Source organism: Catalinimonas alkaloidigena (assembly GCF_900100765.1).
GTDB lineage: Bacteria > Bacteroidota > Bacteroidia > Cytophagales > Flexibacteraceae > Mooreia > Mooreia alkaloidigena.
On sequence record NZ_FNFO01000004.1, the window covers coordinates 354803 to 372619 of the forward strand.

The window sequence follows — 17817 nt, forward strand, 5'->3', positions numbered from 1 at the left end:
CTTTTATGATGCATCGCACGTTTTGTCTTTTCTTCGGCCTCCTGGGACTGGTTGCGCCGACGGCTTCCTGTTTCGCGCAAACGGTTCCTCGTCAGAAGACCCTCTTCGACAACGACTGGAAGTTTCACTTCGGGCACGCGGCCGACCCGCAACAGGATTTCGATTTCACCGTCGCCAACATCTTTTCGAAATCGGGTAAAGCCGTGGGCACGGCCATCGATCCGCGCTTTGCGGACAGTACTTGGCAAACGCTCCAACTCCCGCACGACTGGGCGGTGCAACTTCCTTTTGTGGAGGTCGATAATTTCGACGTGATGGCGCACGGTTACAAACCCGTCGGCGGTCTATTTCCCGAAACCAGCATCGGGTGGTACCGCAAGCACTTTCAGGTGGCCCGGGCTGACTCCGGGCAGCGGTTCGTGATCGAATTCGACGGGGTTTTCCGGGACAGTCAAATCTGGCTGAACGGATTTTACTTGGGCAACCATCCGAGCGGCTACACCGGTGTGGCCTACGACCTGACCGATTACCTGCGCTACGGCGAAGCGAATGTGTTGGTGGTGCGGGTCGACGCCACGCAATACGAAGGGTGGTTCTACGAAGGTGCGGGCATCTACCGCCATGTGTGGCTGCACCAGTACGATCCGCTCCACATACCCCTGCACGGCGTTTTTGTCCACGCGAAAGTCGAGGGGCCACAGGCGATCGTGACCGTCGAAGCGTCGGTAGAAAACGAAACAGACACGCCGGTCGAGGGCACGGTGGCCGCCTACCTACTGGACCGGGACGGCAAGCGCCTCGCCGAAAGCAAAGCCGATTTTTCGGCACTGCCGGCACACGATACGCAGACCGTAGTGCAACACTTGACGTTGCCCACTCCTCACCTCTGGTCGCTGGACGATCCCTATCGCTACCGCATGGTGACCGAGATTCAGCGGAACAACAAAGTGGTGGATCGGGTCGAGACGCGCTTCGGTGTACGGACGATTGAGATCACGCCTGACCGTGGGATGTTTCTTAACGGGCAGCACGTCATGCTCCAGGGTGTCAACTGTCACCAGGATCACGCCGGAGTCGGCAGCGCGGTGCCCGATGCGCTGCAGTACTACCGCATCCGTCTCTTAAAAGAAATGGGGGTCAACGCCTACCGGGCCAGCCACAACCCGCCCACGCCGGAACTGCTCGACGCCTGCGACAGCCTCGGCATGCTGGTGATGGACGAAAACCGACTCCTCAACAGCAGTCCGGCGTATCTGCAACAACTGGAAGACCTGATCGTCCGCGACCGCAACCATCCGTCTGTTTTCATGTGGTCGATCGGCAACGAAGAGCCGTCGCAGACCTCGGCCATCGGGCGGCGGATTGCCCAGACACTCCTGCAAAAACAGCGGGAACTGGACCCGACGCGGACCAGCACCTACGCGGCCGACCTGGCTAACGTATACAAAGGCATCAACGAAGTGATTCCGGTGCGCGGCTTCAACTACCGCCACGAGGGCGTCGCTCCCTACCACGCCGACCACCCGGAGCAACCGCTCGTCGGGACGGAAATGGGCAGCACGGTGACGACGCGCGGCATCTACGTGGTCGATTCGATCCGGGGCTACGTTCCCGATTACGACTCTACGCACCCCTGGTGGTCGTCGACGGCCGAAGCGTGGTGGACCGAGGCGGCAGCGCATCCTTACTGGATGGGCGGCTTCATCTGGACCGGCTTCGATTATCGGGGTGAGCCCACGCCCTACGCGTGGCCCAACATCAACTCCCATTTCGGGGTGATGGATGTGTGCGGCTTTCCGAAAAACATTTACTACTACTACCAGTCGTGGTGGACCGATGAAGACGTACTGCACCTGACGCCCCACTGGAACTGGCCGGGCCGCGAAGGGCAACCGATCAAAGTATGGGTGAACACCAATGCTGAAACGGTCGAGTTGTTTCTGAACGGCAAAAGCCTGGGTACGAAAACCATGCCCCGGAACGAGCACCTGGAGTGGATGGTGCCCTACCAGCCGGGCAAACTGGAAGCCGTGGCCCTCAAAGACGGTCGGAAGATCCGGAAGAAGATGGAAACGACCGGCGCCGCCTACCGCATTGTACTGACGCCCGATCGCACCACCCTCACCCCTGACGGTCGCGACGCAACGGTGCTCAACGTTTCGGTGCAGGACAAAAAGGGCCGGGAGGTACCCGACGCCCAACACCTGATTCGGTTTTCGCTGGACGGCACGGGGCGCATGCTGGGCGTGGGCAACGGCGATCCCAGTTCGCACGAACCCGATCAGTGTCCCGACGGGCAGTGGCAACGTCATCTCTTCAACGGCAAGTGTCAGTTGATTGTACAGGCCGGAACGCAACCCGGCACGTTCACCATCGGCGCCACCGCGGAAGGCTTGAAAGCGGCTTCGGTGGTTATACAGATGCCGTAGTACTCACTTTTGAGAGAGGGTAACTCGCCTCTGCCTGTGGCTGTACAGGGCACAGAGCCACTTTTTAGTGAGGCGCCTCCGTGTTGTACGAGCGTTTTGCGAGCAGGTCACGCTAAATCGTAAGTAAGGCCTACACACGTCGAGAGTGCGCCACTTTGCGGCACAAATTGATGGCAGCAGGCTGACCAGGCAGGTAGCACAAAGGCACAGATTTTGCTGTATCTTGAGCTTCCACCCACGCCCTTCCCTCATGAAGAACGCCTACCTGTTTTGCAGTCTACTCTGCTGTAGTTCCCTCGCTGCGCAGGTACAAGCGCCCCAACGCTTCACGGTCGACCGGGGCGAAGTCGTCATGCACGTCATTCCGGCGGAAGCGAGGTACCGCTTTCCCACGTTCCAGGAAGGGGTGATTTTGCTCTACAACGACCAGACACTGCCCGCCCGGCTGAACTACAACCGGCTGTTCGGCGAAATCCAGTTCATCACCACCGAAGGCGATACGCTTTCGCCAGCCCAGGAACTTCTCATCAAGCACCTTTCCATCGGGCAGACGCACTTCTATTATGATCCGCAGTTTGGGTACGTAGAGGAAGTAGCCGCCTATCCGGGCGTGAAATTGGCCGTCAGGCAAGTCCTCCGCCTGATTCAAGGCAACATAGAACGCGCCAACGGGTATTACGGCCCCGCTGCCGACTTTACCGATAACCTGATCAGCGAGCCGCCTTATCAACGCCACACCGCCCATGCGCTATACAACGAAAAGTCACCCGACCGTCTGGTCTTTTTGAGGGAGGACGAATTTTTCCTGGTCGACCACAACCAACGCCTGCACAAAGTCCGCAAATCCACCCTTCGTACGCTATTTCCCGGCCACCGGCGCGACCTCGAACGGTATCTTCATCAGCAGCCGACCGATTTTTCGAAGCAAGACGACCTCCAGCGGCTTCTGGAATTTTGCAGTCAGTTGGAGCAGTAAGCTCTTTCAGAGGGTGCTCGCATCGGGGGCGTTTGATCTACCCTGCGAGACGCATCGTTGCCTTGTTGTACTTGTTGCGGTATTCGAGGGGCGACAGGCCGGTGATTTTCTTAAAGACGGTACGGAAAGCCTTGGTGTCGTTGTAACCGACGTCGAACATCACCTCGTTGACGGTTTTACGGCTGGTCTCAAGGCATTTTTTCGAGGCCTCGACTTTAACACGCTGGATGTATTCTGTCACGGTGTTGCCCGTCGCTTTTTTGAACCGGCGCTCCAGGCTACGTCGCCCCACAGCCAGCAGGTCGGCCAGTTGATCGACCGTGATTCGGTCCTGCACGTGCTGTTCGATAAACGCCTGCGCTTTGCGCACCGCCTCGTCTTCGTGCGCTTTCTGTCCCTGAAAAATGATGAAGGCCGACTGACTACTCCGGTCCAACTCAATGGCGAACATCTTGGCGATCAGGATCGCCAGCTCACGTCCGGCATACTTTTCGATTAGATGCAGGAGCAGATTCAGGTACGAATACGCCCCGCCACTGGTGTAGATGCGGTCTTCTTCCGTCAGAATTTTGTCGTCGACCAGATGCACGTCCGGAAACATGCGCCGGAATGCAGGAGCGTGTGCCCAGTGGGTCGCGCACTGCTTCCCGTGCAGCAGCCCCGTGGCCGCCAGAAAAAACGCACCGACACAAAAACTGGCGACCTCGGCACCGTGCTGGTAGTGCTCCACAATCCAGGGTAGAAACGCCTCGTTCCGGGCAATGGCCTGGGGCAGGTCGCCGTGCAGCGCCGGAATGATGATCAGGTCGGTGTGCGTCACCTCCTGCAACAGCCGGTCGGGGTTTACGGTAAAAAAGCCCGTGGCTTGCCTCACCTCACGCCCCAATCCGACTAAATTAATCTCGAAGGCGGGCCCGTGTCCCTGCCCGACCAAGCAGGCATTTGCTTCGCTAAAAATGTGGCGTGTGCCCTCAATATTGACCACGCTGGTGTGCCCCTGCGGCACCAGAATTGAGACGTGTTTCATGTACTAAAAATACCCTTCCCGATTGTCGCAAACAACCCGAATATTGGCGCAGACACCCCTCATCAACCCAAGCCCGATATTTTACTTTTGAGTCAGTTCAATTGCTTACCCAAACCCACGTTCCATCATGACGACCAACCCCAAAACCCTCGTTGAAGAGATCAACCGCACGTTCGAAGAAGCCGACATCGAAGCCTTTCTGCGCCATTGTACCGACGATGTCCGCTGGAACATGCTCGGTTCCGCACCCTGGATCGGCAAAGACGCCATTCGCGAAGCCATGGGCGAAATGAACCCGGCCAACGCGCCTAAAATTTATGCTACGCGCATGATTGCCGAAGGCGATATCGTTGCATGCGAAGGCACGATGGAAATGACCGACACCCAAGGAAAATTTCACCAGGGTGCCTACTGTGACGTGTACCGCCTGCAAGACGGCAAGGTCAAAGAGCTGACGTCGTATTACGTGGAGACCAAAGAAAAAGCGGCCGCCGAGCTGACTCAATAGACACGCCCATGAAACGCATTGCGTTCGCACGCGACCAGCGGTTGTTTGCCCTCAGAGCCGCCTCGTTCCCTGAGGGCATCCAGGCGGCCTTTGAGGCGCTGTACGCCAGGTTTCCGGCTCCCGAAGCAAGAACGTACGTCGGCTTCTCGCGGCCGAACCGCGAAGGAACCATCGTCTACCACGCGGCTGCCCTGGAAGCACGCGCCGACGAACCGGCCCCGGCGGGTTGCGAGGTACTTGTGCTTCCGAAAGGCGAGTACCTGTCGGCCACGCTGGACGATTGGCAGCTGCAGGTCGAAACCATCGGAGCGATGTTTCTGGAACTGTTGCAAGACCCTCGCATCGATCCCAACGGCGCTTGCGTCGAATGGTACGAAGGCGACCGGGTGACCTGCCTGGTAAAGCTGGATACGGCCAAAACGCAGCGACCTTTCGCTTGACGGAACTCGCGGGCCGCGCTTCCGGTGCGGATTTGTCGGCCTTGGCGAGGCGCGCGTCTCGGCTGGGCAACTGCGCCGTGTTTCGTGTTCCTGGCCCGTGTACCTTGCTGCCCATCCGCCGCCGCTTGCCCGGTGGGCACCTCATCCGATCATTTCACCTGAACCGACAAAAACGTTTTCAACCACAGGCTATCGCTTCCGATGGTAGAAGTCTTCAAAACAAATGTCCGGGAGGCACGCCAGGCCCGTTGGGTGACGGAGCAGATCCATCGGACGTGCGATGGCCACCGCGCCAATTTCGACCTGGACGACTGCGACCGCATTCTGCGGGTGGCCAGCCAAAGCGGCGGGGTGGACGCGCCTTTTCTCATTGATCTCCTACACCACTTTGGCGTTCAGGCCGAAGTCTTGCCCGATTAACGCCGATGCGCAAACTGAGTTTACACAGCATGATCACGCTCAACGGGTATTACGAAGGACCGCACGGCGAAATCCACTGGCACCATGCCCACGAGGAGCATCAGGCCTTTGCCCTCGACCAACTGGCGACGACCGACCTCCTGGTGTTCGGACGCAGAACCTACGAGACCATGGTGGGGTACTGGCCAACCGAAACCGCCCGCCACGCCTCGCCTGCGCTGGCCGAACGCATGCACGCCACGCCAAAGCTCGTGTTTTCTCGCACGCTTGCGTCTCCTGCGTGGGCTCATACGGAGCTAACGCAGCGCGATGCAGCCGACGAGCTTCGGGACCGAAAACAGCAGTCCGGCCGAGACATTACCATTCTGGGCAGCGCGCACCTGTCCCGTTCGTTACTCGAAGCCGGTCTGATCGACGAACTGCAACTGGTCGTCAACCCCGTGGTGCTGGGAGCCGGCCGCACGCTGTTGGCAGGCCTGCCTACGTCCCTCCGACTTCAGCTGCTGCGTGTCAGGCCTTTTGCATCGGGGAATGTTCTGTTGACCTATGCCCCTGCCGCAAGTTTCTGAAACGCACCTCCATTCCTGACTTAACCAACCTCAATTCAATGACCATTATCAATCCGTACCTCAATTTCAACGGCAACTGCGAAGAAGCCTTCACGTTCTATAAATCCGTTTTCGGAGGCGATTTTGTGTCGCTCATGCGCTTTCAAGATGCCCCCGGCCATCAGCCCGGTTCCGCCCACGCCAACCAGATTATGCACGTGTCGTTGCCCGTTGGTTCGCATACCATTTTGATGGGCAGCGATCGGCCCGCTTCGTTGGGCGAAGGCGCCTTCGGCGATAACTTCTCCATTTCCATCGGCACGACGAGTCAAGCCGAAGCCGACGCACTGTTCCACGGCATTTCGGCCGACGGCCACGTGACCATGCCCCTCGACAACACCTTCTGGGGCGCTTACTTCGGCATGTGCACGGATAAGTTCGGCATCAATTGGATGGTGAGCTACGACCCAAACGCCCTCCCTGCCTCCTGAGCAACGAGTTCTGCCTTCGTCGGCCTGGCGGGTGCATGGCCCGGTCGACGAGGGTGCTTTGACGAAGCACGCTTCTTAACGAAGGGAGGTTACGCCTCCTAACTCTTGATTATGCCCTAATTCGCAACCGGTTGGTTGCACATAGAGGAACATGAAACGTGATAGCTTTCAGGCGATTGCCGACCCTACCCGCCGGGCCATTCTGGAGTTGTTGACCCAGGCACCCATGACGCCGAACGCACTGGCCGAACACTTTGCCACGAGTCGACAGGCCATCTCCAAGCACCTTCAGTTGCTTAAAGCCTGTGGCGTGATCGAACCTTACAAAACAGGGCGAGAAATGCATTACCAGCTCAACGCACACGCGATGCAGGAAATCGACCGCTGGCTGATTCCGTTCCGAAAGCGCTGGGCCACCCGCTTCCACCAGTTGGATCAATTATTACCTCACATAAACCCCAATCCCCATGAAAAGTAGTCTTCTGATGGAGTTTTCTGTCGACAAGGAAAACAACACCATCCACGTCAAACGCGAATTTGCCGCCCCGCTTGCTACCGTTTGGGCCGCCTGGACCGAAGCCCGGTGGCTCGACCAATGGTGGGCGCCCAAGCCCTGGAAAGCCGAGACCAAAACGTTGGATTTCACGGAGGGCGGTCACTGGCTCTACGCCATGGTCGGCCCCGACGGAGAAACCCACTGGAGCCGGGCAGACTTCCACACCATTGTGCCCCTCCAAAAATTCGAGACGCAGGATGCCTTCTGCGATGAATCAGGACAGGTCAACACCGAAGGGCCCCGTTCGTATTGGCTGGTTTCGTTCGAGAAAGCCTCTGAAGCGACGCTGGTCAACGTCCACCTGAAGTACGACCATGCCTCGGATTTAGAAAAAATCCTGGAGATGGGATTCAAAGAGGGCTTCACGGCCGGCCTGGAAAACCTGGACGAAGTGTTGGCCCATGCCTAACGCACGCACCCACTAAAGGTTGTAAAAAGGCCAACGCCGAGGCGTTGGCCTTTTTGATGAATCTGTTTCTGGTTACCGAGGCACTACGACGCCACCCGTCCGGTATCCAAGCCAGGAGAATTTTTACCACGACCAGCGCGATACCTAATCAGCCCGCCTCTGCGCACAAGCGCTTACATTTTTTGCAGAAGCGTCAGCAACTTGCGGTCGAGTTTCTGGCCGTGCCAGTCTTCGTAATTCACGTCCGCGCGGCCCGAGTTGAGCACACCGAAGTCGCCGCTGAATTCCCAGAGCGAGAAGCCAATGCCGTTCGTCGATAGGATGTCGAGCACGTCCGAGAACCACGCCAGAAACACGTCGTGTGGTGTTTTGTTCCAGCAACCGCATTCGCCGCAGTGCACGCCGACGCCCTTTTGCACCAGTTCGATCCAGGGGCGGTAAAAATCCTCCAGCATCTTCCGACTCAGGTACTGATCGCCCACCTGCCCCGGCCATTTCGGTTTCGGCTGGCTGGCCGGATCTTTCACGGCCCAGGGAGCCTGGTAGTGCGAGATGATGCCCGGATGGTAGCCCCGGCAACTCTGCCCGATGTTCAGATCGGTAATTTCGGGAATCACGCTGGTACCGACGTCGTTCCCATCGGCGATCACCAGGTGGTTCGGATTTTCTTTGCGAATGGCTTCCGAAGCGGCCTTTGCCACCTTCCGGTACACCTGACCGGGCACCGTACTGCGCTGCGAATGCTGGTCGTTCATGTCGGCCCGCATGCTCGGTTCGTTCACCAGATCGAAGCTGATTTTCTGCGACGACACGTTTTTGTAACGTTTCGCCCACATCGACCAGTGGTAACAGAATGCCTTGAGCGCTTCCGGATCGGTCCAGAGGTTGTAAGGCTCGTCGAAACCGGCATTGACGCAATAGCCGGGGGCGCGGTGCAGGTTCAAGCTGACGTGCAATCCCCTTTTATGCGCAGCCGACACCAGAGCATCGATCTTTTCTACCGCTTGTTCGTCGATCTGGTAAACTTCTTCCGGCGTGATGGGCTTCGAACGATCGAACTTCAGATACACCGGATAGGCCATCGGGATGCGGACGAAATCAAAGCCCCAGTCGGCCATCCAGTCCAGGTACTGCTCCGGCGTGCCCGGACGCAAGCGCGTCGGGTCGGGCGAGAAAAAATCGAGAAGGTTAAAGCCTTTCCATTTCGGAAGCGGGTTTCGGGCCTGGGGCGAAGCCAGTGCAGCACTGCCGGCCAGCGTCAGGCCGGCGGTCGCGAGGCTCGCACTCTTCAAAAAGGTGCGGCGGTTGAGCGTGGTCATGGGTGGTGAGGTCAAAAAAATGTTGAAGACACCACCAACTTAGCCAAAAAGCGGCTTACGCACGGGACACCGTCGCTAGAATGGCTTATTCTCCTTTCAAGACGCGCAACAACGTGTCGCACTTCAGCTCTGTCTCCTGCCATTCGCGGTCGGGACGAGAATCGGCGGTAATGCCGGCTCCGGCGTAGAGCGTAGCCTGGCCGGGTTGCAGCTGCATGCAGCGGAGGTGTACGTACAAGCGGGACTCGCCTTCGAGGTGGACAGGCCCCAGAAAACCACTGAAAAACTGGCGGTCAAATCCTTCCCGTGTCTGGATGAAGTGCAGCGCGGGCGCTTTGGGCTGCCCGCACACGGCCGAGGTCGGATGCAAGAGCTCCAGCATTACGGTGCCAAGCTGCGGAAACCGGGTCGCCTGCATGTCGACCGAATAGTCCGTGCGGAGGTGGGTCAGGTGTCCGGCCCGGACGGTGCGTGGCCCCTCCTCTTCGTACTCGCGCAGGCGGATTCTTTTGAAACAACTGATGATGTAGCGACTCACCAGCGCCTGCTCTTCAATTTCTTTCTGTGCCCAGCGGACCTCGTCGAGCGATTGATCCGGCGCCACAGGCTGCGTACCGGCCAGCGCCATGGTATGAAAATGCTGGTCGCGGTCCACGCGCAGCAGCACTTCGGGCGTGGCACTCATCCAGACACCCTCGCCGGGCAGGTAGAACAGGGAGACGAACGCATCGGCATACTGCCGACACAGGCGCTCGAATGTGTCGAGCACGTCGAAATCGTCGGGCAGATCGACCGTTTTGGTACGGGCCAGCACTACTTTGCGAAACGCCCCTGCCCGAATGGCCTCCACGGCGGTGCGCACATGGTCCTGAAATGCGCCGGGTGCGGTGGCTTCGGCCGTAGGTGCCTCGGCTTTCGGCAGAGGGGCTTTATGCCGGTGATTTTCTTCCTGAAGTGTCCGGAAAAACGCACGACGCGCCGCCGAAGCCGGTAAATCTTCTTCTTCCGGCCACTCGTCCAATTCCGAATGGTAATGAAAATCGGCCCGGACCAGGCGGGTCTGCGTGCCGTCTTCGTTCAAAAACGGACTCACCCAAAACCCCGCGGGCGTCTCTTCCAGATCGGCCTTGCCAACCTTCGTTTCGCCCGAAAAATCGACGATCAGGTGCTGACGTGCTTCCTGCGGATGTCGCCAGAGCGCCACCGCGAGGTGGTGTTGCAGGGCGGCCGACCAAAGTTTTTTAAAGGTCTGAAGCTGTACGGAAGGAACGGCGGTCGTAACTTTCATAAGAGGGAATGTGCGTTCTTACTGGCACAAACATTCAAAAAATTCTGAAAGTTTATTCTTGCATCATCTTTTTAGGATTTCTCCAGGACGGCAATCGTAATGCGGCTCACGCAGATCAGGCGTTCCTGTTCGTCCTGAATGCGAATTTCCCAGACTTGTGTGCTTCGTCCGATGTGCAGCGGCCGGGTGGTGCCGTAGACCCAGCCCGATTTTACGCCCCGGATGTGGTTGGCGTTGATTTCCAGTCCCACACACGCCTGCCGCTTGGGGTCAGTCGTCAGGGCCGCGGCCACACTCCCCAGCGTTTCGGCCAGCGCCACAGAGGCGCCCCCGTGCAGGAGGCCAAAGGGTTGGTGCGTGCGGTGATCGACTGGCATGCGGGCCGTCAAAAAATCGGGGCCAATTTCGACGAACTCAATGCCCAGGTGCTCGGCCAGGGTGTTCCGGCCTAGTTCTTGCATCTGAGCTACTGTAACATTTGTAGGGAACATCGGCAGTAAAGGTATAGGATTTGCACTATGTTTGCGGCCGATTTGTTGTAGTACGTAAGTATATGCAGAAAACGAAAGAAATCTATTTGGTACGCCACGGCCAGACCGACTTTAACCTGAAAGGCATTGTGCAGGGCAGCGGCGTCGATTCCGATCTCAATGCGACCGGACAGCAACAAGCCGAAGCTTTTTTTAAGGCGTATCGCGACATTCCGTTCGACAAGATCTACACGTCCCGGCTGAAGCGCTCGCAGCAGAGCGTCCAGCGGTTTATGGACCTGGGCATTCCGTGGGAAGCGCACCAGGGCCTGAACGAGATCAACTGGGGGTACCGCGAGGGCAAAGCCATTACGCCGGAAGAGAACGAATACTACTACAGCGTGATCGACGCCTGGAACCGGGGCGAAACCACACTGCGGATCGACGGCGGCGAAAGCCCGCAGGACGTGGCCGACCGGCAGCAGCCGGTGCTGGAGCTGATGCTGTCGCGGCCGGAAGAGGAGCGCATTCTGGTGTGCATGCACGGCCGGGCCATGCGCATTCTGCTCTGCCTGATGCTGCACTACGAACTGCGCTGCATGGATACGTTCGAGCACCACAACCTGGGCCTCTACAAACTGAACTACACAGGCAGCATGTTTTCAGTAGAGCGGTACAACGACATCGCGCACCTGCAAAAAGTTAAATCCTTCGGCTGATTCTTTCGTACTTAATCCAAAACTGAGTTTATGGAGAAAGACGAAAAAACTTTAAAGATCTACCATTACCCCGACGAATCGCAGGTAATCCCCAAAATATTGCCGTACGCGCACATCATCAGCAATCACGTGCAGGAGATCGACGTACGCAAGCAGCCCGTCACCGAGACGCAAATTGCCGAACTGATGTCCATGCTCCCCTCGGGAACGTCGGTGCGCGACATCATCAACGACAAAAGTGACCTCTACAAGGAGAAGTATGCCGAAAGCGACCTTTCCGACGACGAGTGGATCAAAGTACTGGCCCACACGCCGGAACTGTGGTCGATCATTGCCGTACGCGGCAACCGGGCGGTGCTGGTGCGTTACGAAAACGACATTGAGCAGTTGAACGAAAACCGGCCCTGATCCGGCAGCGCATCCTGGAAAATAACGTTGTACCCTCCGCCCACGCGGAGGGTTTTTCTTTACCTTACGTTCGATGGAAAAGATTAACCTGGACGACAAATTAGCGCAGATCCACGCGCACTGGCAGCCCCATCTGGTAGGCGAACTCAACGGGCAGCATGTAAAATTGGCGAAGCTGAAGGGCGAATTCGTCTGGCATCACCACGAGGCGGAAGACGAACTGTTTCTGGTGGTACGAGGCACCCTGGAAATGCATTTCCGCGACCGCACGGTCGAGCTGCACGCCGGCGAGATGCTCATCGTTCCGCGGGGCGTCGAACATCGCCCGGTGGCACCTGAGGAGGTCGAGATAATGCTCTTCGAACCCGCCAGTACCCTCAACACGGGCAACGTCCGCAACGAACGCACAGTCGATCACCTGAAACGACTATAGCCGCCTTGATTCGGGAGCAGAAGCTGTACCACACGTCTGAACTGTCGTACCGGCGGCTTTCGCGGCCTGCCGGATCAGTTGCAGCGAACTGAACGCCAGGAGCGGCAGCAGAATGATGGTAAAAAAGGTCGGAGCTGAAAACAGCGCCGCCAGGAGGATGGCCGTGGCCCACAACAGTGCAGAAGCGAGGTGCAGTTTTTTGAAATTCATGTGACCAAGTTTTGGTGTGGCTCCAAGGTAGGCAATCGGTAAAGAAATCGCCGCCACAGAGGGACAAGCGGCACAAGCCGCCTACCGACGGCAAAAGTCACTGGCCTTCGTAGTGGGTTAAGACCATCGTTCTACTACTTCCGCGAAAGCATTGAACCTGCGTTCAAAAAGTGCGGCACCTACTACCGCAGGTGCCGCACTTTCTATTGTTCAGGCCAGCCGCAAGGCGTTCCGCAGCCGATGAAAGACGCCGGGGGGCTGAATCCGTACGTTATGAAAGGCCGTAATCTTCCAGCCGTCGTCCTGCCGTACTACCACACTGGTGTTCAGCGATTCGCGTCGGGTGGAGGGCTTCCGTTGCCATCGCAGTTGCACTGTGCCCGTCCCGTGCACGAGGGCCAAGTCGGGCGACAGGAAACGAATCTGGCGGACGCGCCCCTGCAACCTAGAACCGCGCAGAAGGCCCCGAAATAGTTTTTCGTGTGCCTCCCGATGGGCCTTTTGCCCCTTCAGGTGCTGCCCGGCGAACGTGACGTAGTCGCAGTCGTGCGTGAAGTAAGACGCAAACCGCTGGGCGTCGCCCCGGTTCCAGGCATCGGCCAGGTGATCGAACAGTTCGATCAGTTGGGTTTCGTCGGGCGTGGCGATCATGCGAAGCAAGGTGGCTTTCATCGGCTCCAGAACTTTACGATTACGACTGGCAGTATTTCAGGTATTCCGTGTTGGGCCATTCGCCCCACGAAGGGTCCGTGATGTCGTCGTCGGGTTCCTGCTGGAACAAGGTCGCTGCCTTTTCGAAGTAAGGCAAGGCGGCTTTCTTCCCGCCACCGAACTGCTCCGGGGTGTACAGCAGACTAACGCCTTGCAGGTAATAGATGCGCGGGTTATCTTCTTTCAGTTTTTTGGCCTTCTTCAGGTTCTGCTCAAATTCCTTTCCGTACTGCTGCCAGCGGTTTTCCGGATCGACTCCGATACGCGTGGAGGCAATCATCGCGGCCAGCACAAAATTCTCGTCCTGGTCAGGGGTCAGCGCCTGGGCTTTGGTCAGGTACTGATCGGCCTGGTCGAGGTACTGATCTTTTTTGATGGGGTCCGTCTCCATGGCGCCGAGCAGCGCTTTGCTGTACGCGGCGTAGTACGGCGCGGCCCACTGGTCGGCAAACTTGTTGGCGATCAGTTCGAGGCGGTTGCTGGCCGCCAGCCGTTCCTGAAGTTCCTGTGCTCGCTGAAAGGTCGTCACGGTCTTTTCGAGGGTTGCTTTGAAATCCTGGGCCAGTGCACTGTGGGCTACCAGCACCAGAAGCGTGAGGAAAATTCCTGTTTTTTTCATGAGATTGGAGGATTAGAGTTCGTCTTTGTTAAATGCAGAAAGGGAAATGTTGACGCCCACAAACAGCGAGCGGTACAGCAGCGGCTGGATGGCGTAGCGCTCCTGCCCTTCGTTGGCGTACCGGTAACCGAAAATATTTTTGCGGTTGGTGATGTTGTCGAACGAGAGGTAGAAGACGGTAAAGAAGTTGTCGATGGTGGTGAGGTAGGCCGCGTTCAGCGCCAGGTTGTGGTAGTCGGGCGTGCGGTCGCTCAGGAAGTCCGGGCTGTCGGGTCGGTAGTAGGGCCGCCCGCTGGAGTAGTTGTAACTCCCCCCCACAAAGAGTTTGAGTGACTCAATGTAGTACTTCAGGATTACGTTCAGGTTGTGGTTGGAGACAAACGTGGGCGTCGCCGCTTCCGGAAAGTTCTCGTACAACCGCTTGGTATCCACCAGACTGTACGACAGCCAGTATTCCAGATTTTTGACGGAGGCTTTGTCGCGCCAGAAGAAGTCGATCCCCTGGGCGTAGCCGGTCCCGGCGTTGTTATACTCCCACCACACGTAGCGGTAGGGATTGGGATCGTACGACGGCGCCTGCTCGCGGATCAGCTGCTGGTAATCTTTATAATACGCTTCGACACGAAAGGTCCGGTCGTCGCGCATCCACTGGTAGTTGGCGATGTAGTGCATCGCCTTCTGGAAACGCAGATCAGTCACCGCCGGGGTGCTCAGGTAAGGCTGCCCCGCCGCCAGCAGATACCGGTTGCCGGGATTCTGAAAGAACAGCCCGCCCGCCGCCGACACCTGACTGTGGTCGCCGGTCATGACGGCCAGCGACAACCGCGGCCCCACGTTCTGCCGGTCCAACAGGGTACTCCGTTCGGCCCGGACGCCCGGCTTCACGGCCAGCCAACGCCGAGGTTTCCACTCGGCTTCAGCGTAGGCCGCCCAGAGGTGTTCCTGAAAACCCGACTGCAACGTATCGTACGTCTGCTGGTACCGGAAGCGCTGCCACTCCACCCCTGCCACCACATGCACCGCTTCGGAGGCATCGTAGGCGACCTCGCCCCGGTACTGCGCGCGCCAGTCGCGGTTACGCGCCGGTACGCTCCCCTGCCGGATGTCGTCTCGGTTGTAACTGAGGGAGGCAGCCGTGAACAGCGACCACTTTGCGCTGAGTGCTTCGCGGTACGAAGCATTTGCGTAGGAGTTGTGGTTGGTGAGGCCGAACCGCACCCACGTGCCCGGCTCGGCCGGGTTGGGAATCGTGATGCAGCTCTGGGTAACGCTGTACATCGCCATCACCTTCAGCAAGCCGGTATCGCCCCGCTTCCAGAGCCACCGCGCCGAGCCGTTGCCGCCCTGCGGAATTTTGTAGAAGTCGAAATTGGTCGGGATGACTTTGAGAAAGGGCGCCAGGTTGGTGTAGCCTGCCGTCACCTCTACCGCCTGGTTTTCCCACAGTTTCGCTGCCGAGGCGGAAAGTCCCGCCTGGTTGAGGCCGAAGCTGACGGTACTTTCTTCGGGCAGGTCGAGCGTGCTCAGTTCCAGCACCGACGAGAGCGCCTGCCCGTAACGCGCGCTGTACCCGCCACTGCTGAACGAAATGCCTTTGAACTGGAACGGTGAAAAGCGACTCCGTTGTGCCACGCCGGGCACATTGCTCTGGAAGGCGTTCTGCACCACCATGCCGTCGATGATCGTCAGGCTTTCGCTGGCGTCGCCGCCCCGCACGAACAGCCCCGTCTGGTCGCCGGTCCGTTGCGTGCCCGGAAGCGTCTGAATCGCCGCAGCAATGTCGGCCCCCGCCCCGGCCGTCGAGGCAATGTCGAGTGGACGCATCAGCGCCACTTTGCCGTCGCTATTCGCCTCAAAGCTGCCGGCCGCAATTACCACTTCGTTCAGGCTGTTGACCGACTCCCGCAGCTTCACCGGTATTTCCTGCGTGCCATCGGTGAGTTGCACGGGAAGGTTGAGAGTTTCAAATCCCAGGCTGGACACTACCAGCACCTGCGCGCCTTGCTCTTCGGTCTGAAACGCAAAACGCCCCTCCGCATCGGTCGAGGCCCCGTCTAGTGTATTGAGCAGATAGACGTTCGCGCCCACCAGCACTTCGCCCTGCGGGTCGGTCACTTTTCCGGAGAGGGTGGTCTGTGCCCAGCCCGTGGCGGCAACTAGCGAAAAACTCAGCCAGAGGCCGATGCGCAAAGCGCGTGAACAAGCGCGAACAAATGGGCGAGGCGGTGTCATAACGGAAGGGGATTGAGGACAGCGGAAGCGCTGTAGGGACAAACGATGCTTCGAAAATAGGAACCCCACCAGCGCACTTCAATGCAGGTGGGGTCAGCGGGCGAGAGGTTCCGGTAAACGGCGAAAAGATCCGGTGAAATTGTCACCGGTCGATTTTGGGGATAAGCGGGGAAGGGATGAAAACCGAGCCGGTTGAACAGAGAGCAGGAGCGTGAATGATGCTTCCTCGTTCCTGATCTGTTGCAGCACGTATTCTTGATGAGGGCATCCGGCTTTCCAGGTCATGCGTGCGCGTGCGACCTCCGACCTCAGCACGGAACCGTTTCTGTACTTCTTATCTCTATTGGGATGTGGATGCGGCGGCAAAGTCCCTTTTATTATTATAAGGAACCTGATTTTCAAGGAGATAGAGAAAAGGAGCGACTGCCTTCCCAAGTTGTATCGTAGTGATCAAACAGAAAGATAGTATTACTATCATAAAAAATAGCCAATACATCAAGTTGTAGAGCCGCTTATCAAATCCGGCTGGGATTCGGATGCTGCCGCCCCTACTTTTGGTTCATGCTTCGGGACAATGCAAGGCACCCGGACAAAAAACAGATTAAAAAACTTAACCCGATAAACCATGAACGCTTACAACACTCGCCTGTTCCGCTCCCGTGACCGTATGATCGGTGGGGTGTGCGGTGGCCTGGCCAACTACTTTGGCATCGACCCGACCATCTTCCGCATTTTGTTTGTGGTCGTTTCGGTCGCATCGGCCGCCTTCCCCGGTACCATTGTGTACCTGCTGCTGTGGATGGTGATGCCGGAAGAGCCGTACCATGCTCCGTATGACTCGCGCTACGAGTCACGACACGACTCCTATCGCCGCTACTGACGCTCTCGTCAGCGGACGTCTTTATAGATCTGCAAAGCCGCCACTCGCCGGACACCGGTCGGGTTGGCGGCTTTGCCATATTTTCCAAAAAAAGAAAAGAGTTTCCACCAACGCTTCTCCGGACTCGTGCAAGGGTGACCCTCGTTAGCCCGAGCAAAAATTTATTCCGCCCGATCAATTTATTTTTCAGTACTTCGCGATTTCACTTCCTGGCTACGCAAAAAGGCCTCAGCGATTCGTAGCCCCGGTTACGTAGTGGTTCGTTAGCACTATTTTGATGCCTTCTAATTTCGAGGCCACCTGACTTCCTCTTCGGGCCCTACTTTTCCGTATAACGCATGTAATAAATACTTGCATTGTATTACCAAATAAAGTAGTTTTGATTATTGCCCATCAACATTACCCCGCTCACTTCTCTGTGTATCAAGGGGTTATTACATAAATCTTCACAACCAACCACGTTCAGTCCTTTTCAATCTGAGGTAAGTTTTCGGGCATTCATCATCATTATTCGACTTACCTCTTCATTTTTACCTTTTACCCTTTTACCTCAGGCAGATCCGTACTAGTACGCAAGCTCTTTGTAAAGAACCGGTTGCGCCAGGATTGCCCCCAAGTAGCGTCGAGAGGCTTGGTAAAACACCCAAGCGTTGTTGTTTCAGCCTCTACCCATTGCGGTTCGCCCGTTCCTCTGTACCACCACGTGTAGTTTGTTCACCGTAAG

The 17817-nt window shown here is 57.6% G+C and carries 21 protein-coding genes; 13 read left to right on the top strand and 8 right to left on the bottom strand.

The features are described 5' to 3' along the window. The first annotated feature begins 5 nt into the window (after positions 1–5). Together galA and BLR44_RS12335 are read left to right on the top strand one after the other, a co-directional pair. Complete coding sequence (gene galA, locus BLR44_RS12330) at positions 6–2429, top strand: beta-galactosidase GalA (RefSeq protein WP_218127060.1); 2424 nt, start codon at positions 6–8, stop codon at positions 2427–2429. 250 nt (positions 2430–2679) lie between these two features. Then, positions 2680–3405: a hypothetical protein gene (locus tag BLR44_RS12335; RefSeq protein ID WP_089682245.1), complete on the top strand. Its 726-nt coding sequence runs from the start codon at positions 2680–2682 to the stop codon at positions 3403–3405. 37 nt (positions 3406–3442) lie between these two features. Here BLR44_RS12335 and BLR44_RS12340 read toward each other — a convergent pair whose 3' ends face one another. After that, a complete protein-coding gene (locus BLR44_RS12340) occupies positions 3443–4432 on the bottom strand; it encodes a GlxA family transcriptional regulator (protein ID WP_089682247.1) in 990 nt (329 codons plus the stop codon). A 127-nt stretch (positions 4433–4559) separates the two neighbouring features. Here BLR44_RS12340 and BLR44_RS12345 point away from each other — a divergent pair, with 127 nt between their 5' ends. The 7 genes from BLR44_RS12345 to BLR44_RS12375 all read left to right on the top strand — a co-directional run bounded on the left by BLR44_RS12345 (position 4560) and on the right by BLR44_RS12375 (position 7804). Continuing rightward, the gene (locus BLR44_RS12345) at positions 4560–4940 is read left to right on the top strand and encodes a nuclear transport factor 2 family protein (RefSeq protein WP_089682249.1); all 381 of its coding nucleotides are present in this window, start codon (positions 4560–4562) and stop codon (positions 4938–4940) included. 8 nt (positions 4941–4948) lie between these two features. Beyond that, positions 4949–5380: a hypothetical protein gene (locus BLR44_RS12350; protein ID WP_089682251.1), complete on the top strand. Its 432-nt coding sequence runs from the start codon at positions 4949–4951 to the stop codon at positions 5378–5380. Between the two features lie 201 nt (positions 5381–5581). Next, a complete protein-coding gene (locus tag BLR44_RS12355; protein WP_089682253.1) occupies positions 5582–5800 on the top strand; it encodes a hypothetical protein in 219 nt (72 codons plus the stop codon). A gap of 5 nt (positions 5801–5805) precedes the next feature. Further along, positions 5806–6369 carry a dihydrofolate reductase family protein gene (locus tag BLR44_RS12360; protein ID WP_089682255.1) on the top strand — a complete coding sequence of 188 codons (564 nt, stop codon included), beginning with the start codon at positions 5806–5808 and terminating at the stop codon, positions 6367–6369. Between the two features lie 38 nt (positions 6370–6407). Then, positions 6408–6839, top strand: a complete 432-nt coding sequence (locus BLR44_RS12365) for a VOC family protein (protein WP_089682257.1) — start codon at positions 6408–6410, stop codon at positions 6837–6839. Positions 6840–6990: 151 nt separating this feature from the next. Continuing rightward, on the top strand, positions 6991–7317 hold the full coding sequence (locus BLR44_RS12370; protein ID WP_089682259.1) for an ArsR/SmtB family transcription factor: 327 nt from the start codon (positions 6991–6993) through the stop codon (positions 7315–7317). Next, positions 7307–7804 (top strand): SRPBCC family protein, encoded by a 498-nt coding sequence (locus BLR44_RS12375; protein WP_089682261.1) that lies wholly within the window; start codon positions 7307–7309, stop codon positions 7802–7804. The genes BLR44_RS12370 and BLR44_RS12375 overlap by 11 nt, the downstream gene beginning before the upstream one ends. A gap of 173 nt (positions 7805–7977) precedes the next feature. Here BLR44_RS12375 and BLR44_RS12380 read toward each other — a convergent pair whose 3' ends face one another. From BLR44_RS12380 to BLR44_RS12390, 3 genes are all read right to left on the bottom strand, one after another. After that, entirely contained in the window at positions 7978–9123 is a 1146-nt protein-coding gene (locus tag BLR44_RS12380; protein WP_089682263.1) for a cellulase family glycosylhydrolase, read from the bottom strand. 85 nt (positions 9124–9208) lie between these two features. Then, positions 9209–10411, bottom strand: coding sequence for an isochorismate synthase (locus tag BLR44_RS12385; RefSeq protein WP_089682265.1), 1203 nt, complete (start codon positions 10409–10411; stop codon positions 9209–9211). A gap of 71 nt (positions 10412–10482) precedes the next feature. Beyond that, entirely contained in the window at positions 10483–10872 is a 390-nt protein-coding gene (locus tag BLR44_RS12390; RefSeq protein ID WP_317042781.1) for a hotdog fold thioesterase, read from the bottom strand. Between the two features lie 92 nt (positions 10873–10964). Between BLR44_RS12390 and BLR44_RS12395 the strand changes: the two genes are divergently transcribed. From BLR44_RS12395 to BLR44_RS12405, 3 genes are all read left to right on the top strand, one after another. Next, positions 10965–11600, top strand: coding sequence for a histidine phosphatase family protein (locus tag BLR44_RS12395; protein WP_089682269.1), 636 nt, complete (start codon positions 10965–10967; stop codon positions 11598–11600). Between the two features lie 30 nt (positions 11601–11630). Then, positions 11631–12008, top strand: a complete 378-nt coding sequence (locus BLR44_RS12400; RefSeq protein WP_089682271.1) for an arsenate reductase family protein — start codon at positions 11631–11633, stop codon at positions 12006–12008. 73 nt (positions 12009–12081) lie between these two features. Then, positions 12082–12441, top strand: a complete 360-nt coding sequence (locus BLR44_RS12405; protein ID WP_089682273.1) for a cupin domain-containing protein — start codon at positions 12082–12084, stop codon at positions 12439–12441. On the opposite strand, the gene BLR44_RS12410 is transcribed toward BLR44_RS12405, so the two are convergent. The 4 genes from BLR44_RS12410 to BLR44_RS12425 all read right to left on the bottom strand — a co-directional run bounded on the left by BLR44_RS12410 (position 12436) and on the right by BLR44_RS12425 (position 16213). Next, positions 12436–12651 carry a hypothetical protein gene (locus BLR44_RS12410; RefSeq protein ID WP_089682276.1) on the bottom strand — a complete coding sequence of 72 codons (216 nt, stop codon included), beginning with the start codon at positions 12649–12651 and terminating at the stop codon, positions 12436–12438. The two genes, BLR44_RS12405 and BLR44_RS12410, sit on opposite strands and share 6 nt — an antisense overlap. 210 nt (positions 12652–12861) lie before the next feature. Next, positions 12862–13323 carry an SgcJ/EcaC family oxidoreductase gene (locus BLR44_RS12415; RefSeq protein ID WP_218127061.1) on the bottom strand — a complete coding sequence of 154 codons (462 nt, stop codon included), beginning with the start codon at positions 13321–13323 and terminating at the stop codon, positions 12862–12864. A 19-nt stretch (positions 13324–13342) separates the two neighbouring features. Continuing rightward, entirely contained in the window at positions 13343–13981 is a 639-nt protein-coding gene (locus BLR44_RS12420) for a hypothetical protein (protein ID WP_089682278.1), read from the bottom strand. Positions 13982–13993: 12 nt separating this feature from the next. Beyond that, positions 13994–16213 (bottom strand): TonB-dependent receptor, encoded by a 2220-nt coding sequence (locus tag BLR44_RS12425; RefSeq protein ID WP_089682280.1) that lies wholly within the window; start codon positions 16211–16213, stop codon positions 13994–13996. A 625-nt stretch (positions 16214–16838) separates the two neighbouring features. Here BLR44_RS12425 and BLR44_RS12430 point away from each other — a divergent pair. Continuing rightward, positions 16839–17093, top strand: coding sequence for a PspC domain-containing protein (locus BLR44_RS12430; RefSeq protein WP_089682283.1), 255 nt, complete (start codon positions 16839–16841; stop codon positions 17091–17093). Positions 17094–17817: the final 724 nt, after the last annotated feature.

What these genes read in the sequence shown, in the direction of transcription:
- galA (WP_218127060.1), top strand. Translation starts at nt 6, where the DNA reads ATGATGCATCGCACGTTTTGTCTTTTCTTCGGCCTCCTGGGACTGGTT.
- BLR44_RS12335 (WP_089682245.1), top strand. Translation starts at nt 2,680, where the DNA reads ATGAAGAACGCCTACCTGTTTTGCAGTCTACTCTGCTGTAGTTCCCTC.
- BLR44_RS12340 (WP_089682247.1), bottom strand. Translation starts at nt 4,432, where the DNA reads ATGAAACACGTCTCAATTCTGGTGCCGCAGGGGCACACCAGCGTGGTC.
- BLR44_RS12345 (WP_089682249.1), top strand. Translation starts at nt 4,560, where the DNA reads ATGACGACCAACCCCAAAACCCTCGTTGAAGAGATCAACCGCACGTTC.
- BLR44_RS12350 (WP_089682251.1), top strand. Translation starts at nt 4,949, where the DNA reads ATGAAACGCATTGCGTTCGCACGCGACCAGCGGTTGTTTGCCCTCAGA.
- BLR44_RS12355 (WP_089682253.1), top strand. Translation starts at nt 5,582, where the DNA reads ATGGTAGAAGTCTTCAAAACAAATGTCCGGGAGGCACGCCAGGCCCGT.
- BLR44_RS12360 (WP_089682255.1), top strand. Translation starts at nt 5,806, where the DNA reads ATGCGCAAACTGAGTTTACACAGCATGATCACGCTCAACGGGTATTAC.
- BLR44_RS12365 (WP_089682257.1), top strand. Translation starts at nt 6,408, where the DNA reads ATGACCATTATCAATCCGTACCTCAATTTCAACGGCAACTGCGAAGAA.
- BLR44_RS12370 (WP_089682259.1), top strand. Translation starts at nt 6,991, where the DNA reads ATGAAACGTGATAGCTTTCAGGCGATTGCCGACCCTACCCGCCGGGCC.
- BLR44_RS12375 (WP_089682261.1), top strand. Translation starts at nt 7,307, where the DNA reads ATGAAAAGTAGTCTTCTGATGGAGTTTTCTGTCGACAAGGAAAACAAC.
- BLR44_RS12380 (WP_089682263.1), bottom strand. Translation starts at nt 9,123, where the DNA reads ATGACCACGCTCAACCGCCGCACCTTTTTGAAGAGTGCGAGCCTCGCG.
- BLR44_RS12385 (WP_089682265.1), bottom strand. Translation starts at nt 10,411, where the DNA reads ATGAAAGTTACGACCGCCGTTCCTTCCGTACAGCTTCAGACCTTTAAA.
- BLR44_RS12390 (WP_317042781.1), bottom strand. Translation starts at nt 10,872, where the DNA reads ATGCAAGAACTAGGCCGGAACACCCTGGCCGAGCACCTGGGCATTGAG.
- BLR44_RS12395 (WP_089682269.1), top strand. Translation starts at nt 10,965, where the DNA reads ATGCAGAAAACGAAAGAAATCTATTTGGTACGCCACGGCCAGACCGAC.
- BLR44_RS12400 (WP_089682271.1), top strand. Translation starts at nt 11,631, where the DNA reads ATGGAGAAAGACGAAAAAACTTTAAAGATCTACCATTACCCCGACGAA.
- BLR44_RS12405 (WP_089682273.1), top strand. Translation starts at nt 12,082, where the DNA reads ATGGAAAAGATTAACCTGGACGACAAATTAGCGCAGATCCACGCGCAC.
- BLR44_RS12410 (WP_089682276.1), bottom strand. Translation starts at nt 12,651, where the DNA reads ATGAATTTCAAAAAACTGCACCTCGCTTCTGCACTGTTGTGGGCCACG.
- BLR44_RS12415 (WP_218127061.1), bottom strand. Translation starts at nt 13,323, where the DNA reads ATGAAAGCCACCTTGCTTCGCATGATCGCCACGCCCGACGAAACCCAA.
- BLR44_RS12420 (WP_089682278.1), bottom strand. Translation starts at nt 13,981, where the DNA reads ATGAAAAAAACAGGAATTTTCCTCACGCTTCTGGTGCTGGTAGCCCAC.
- BLR44_RS12425 (WP_089682280.1), bottom strand. Translation starts at nt 16,213, where the DNA reads ATGACACCGCCTCGCCCATTTGTTCGCGCTTGTTCACGCGCTTTGCGC.
- BLR44_RS12430 (WP_089682283.1), top strand. Translation starts at nt 16,839, where the DNA reads ATGAACGCTTACAACACTCGCCTGTTCCGCTCCCGTGACCGTATGATC.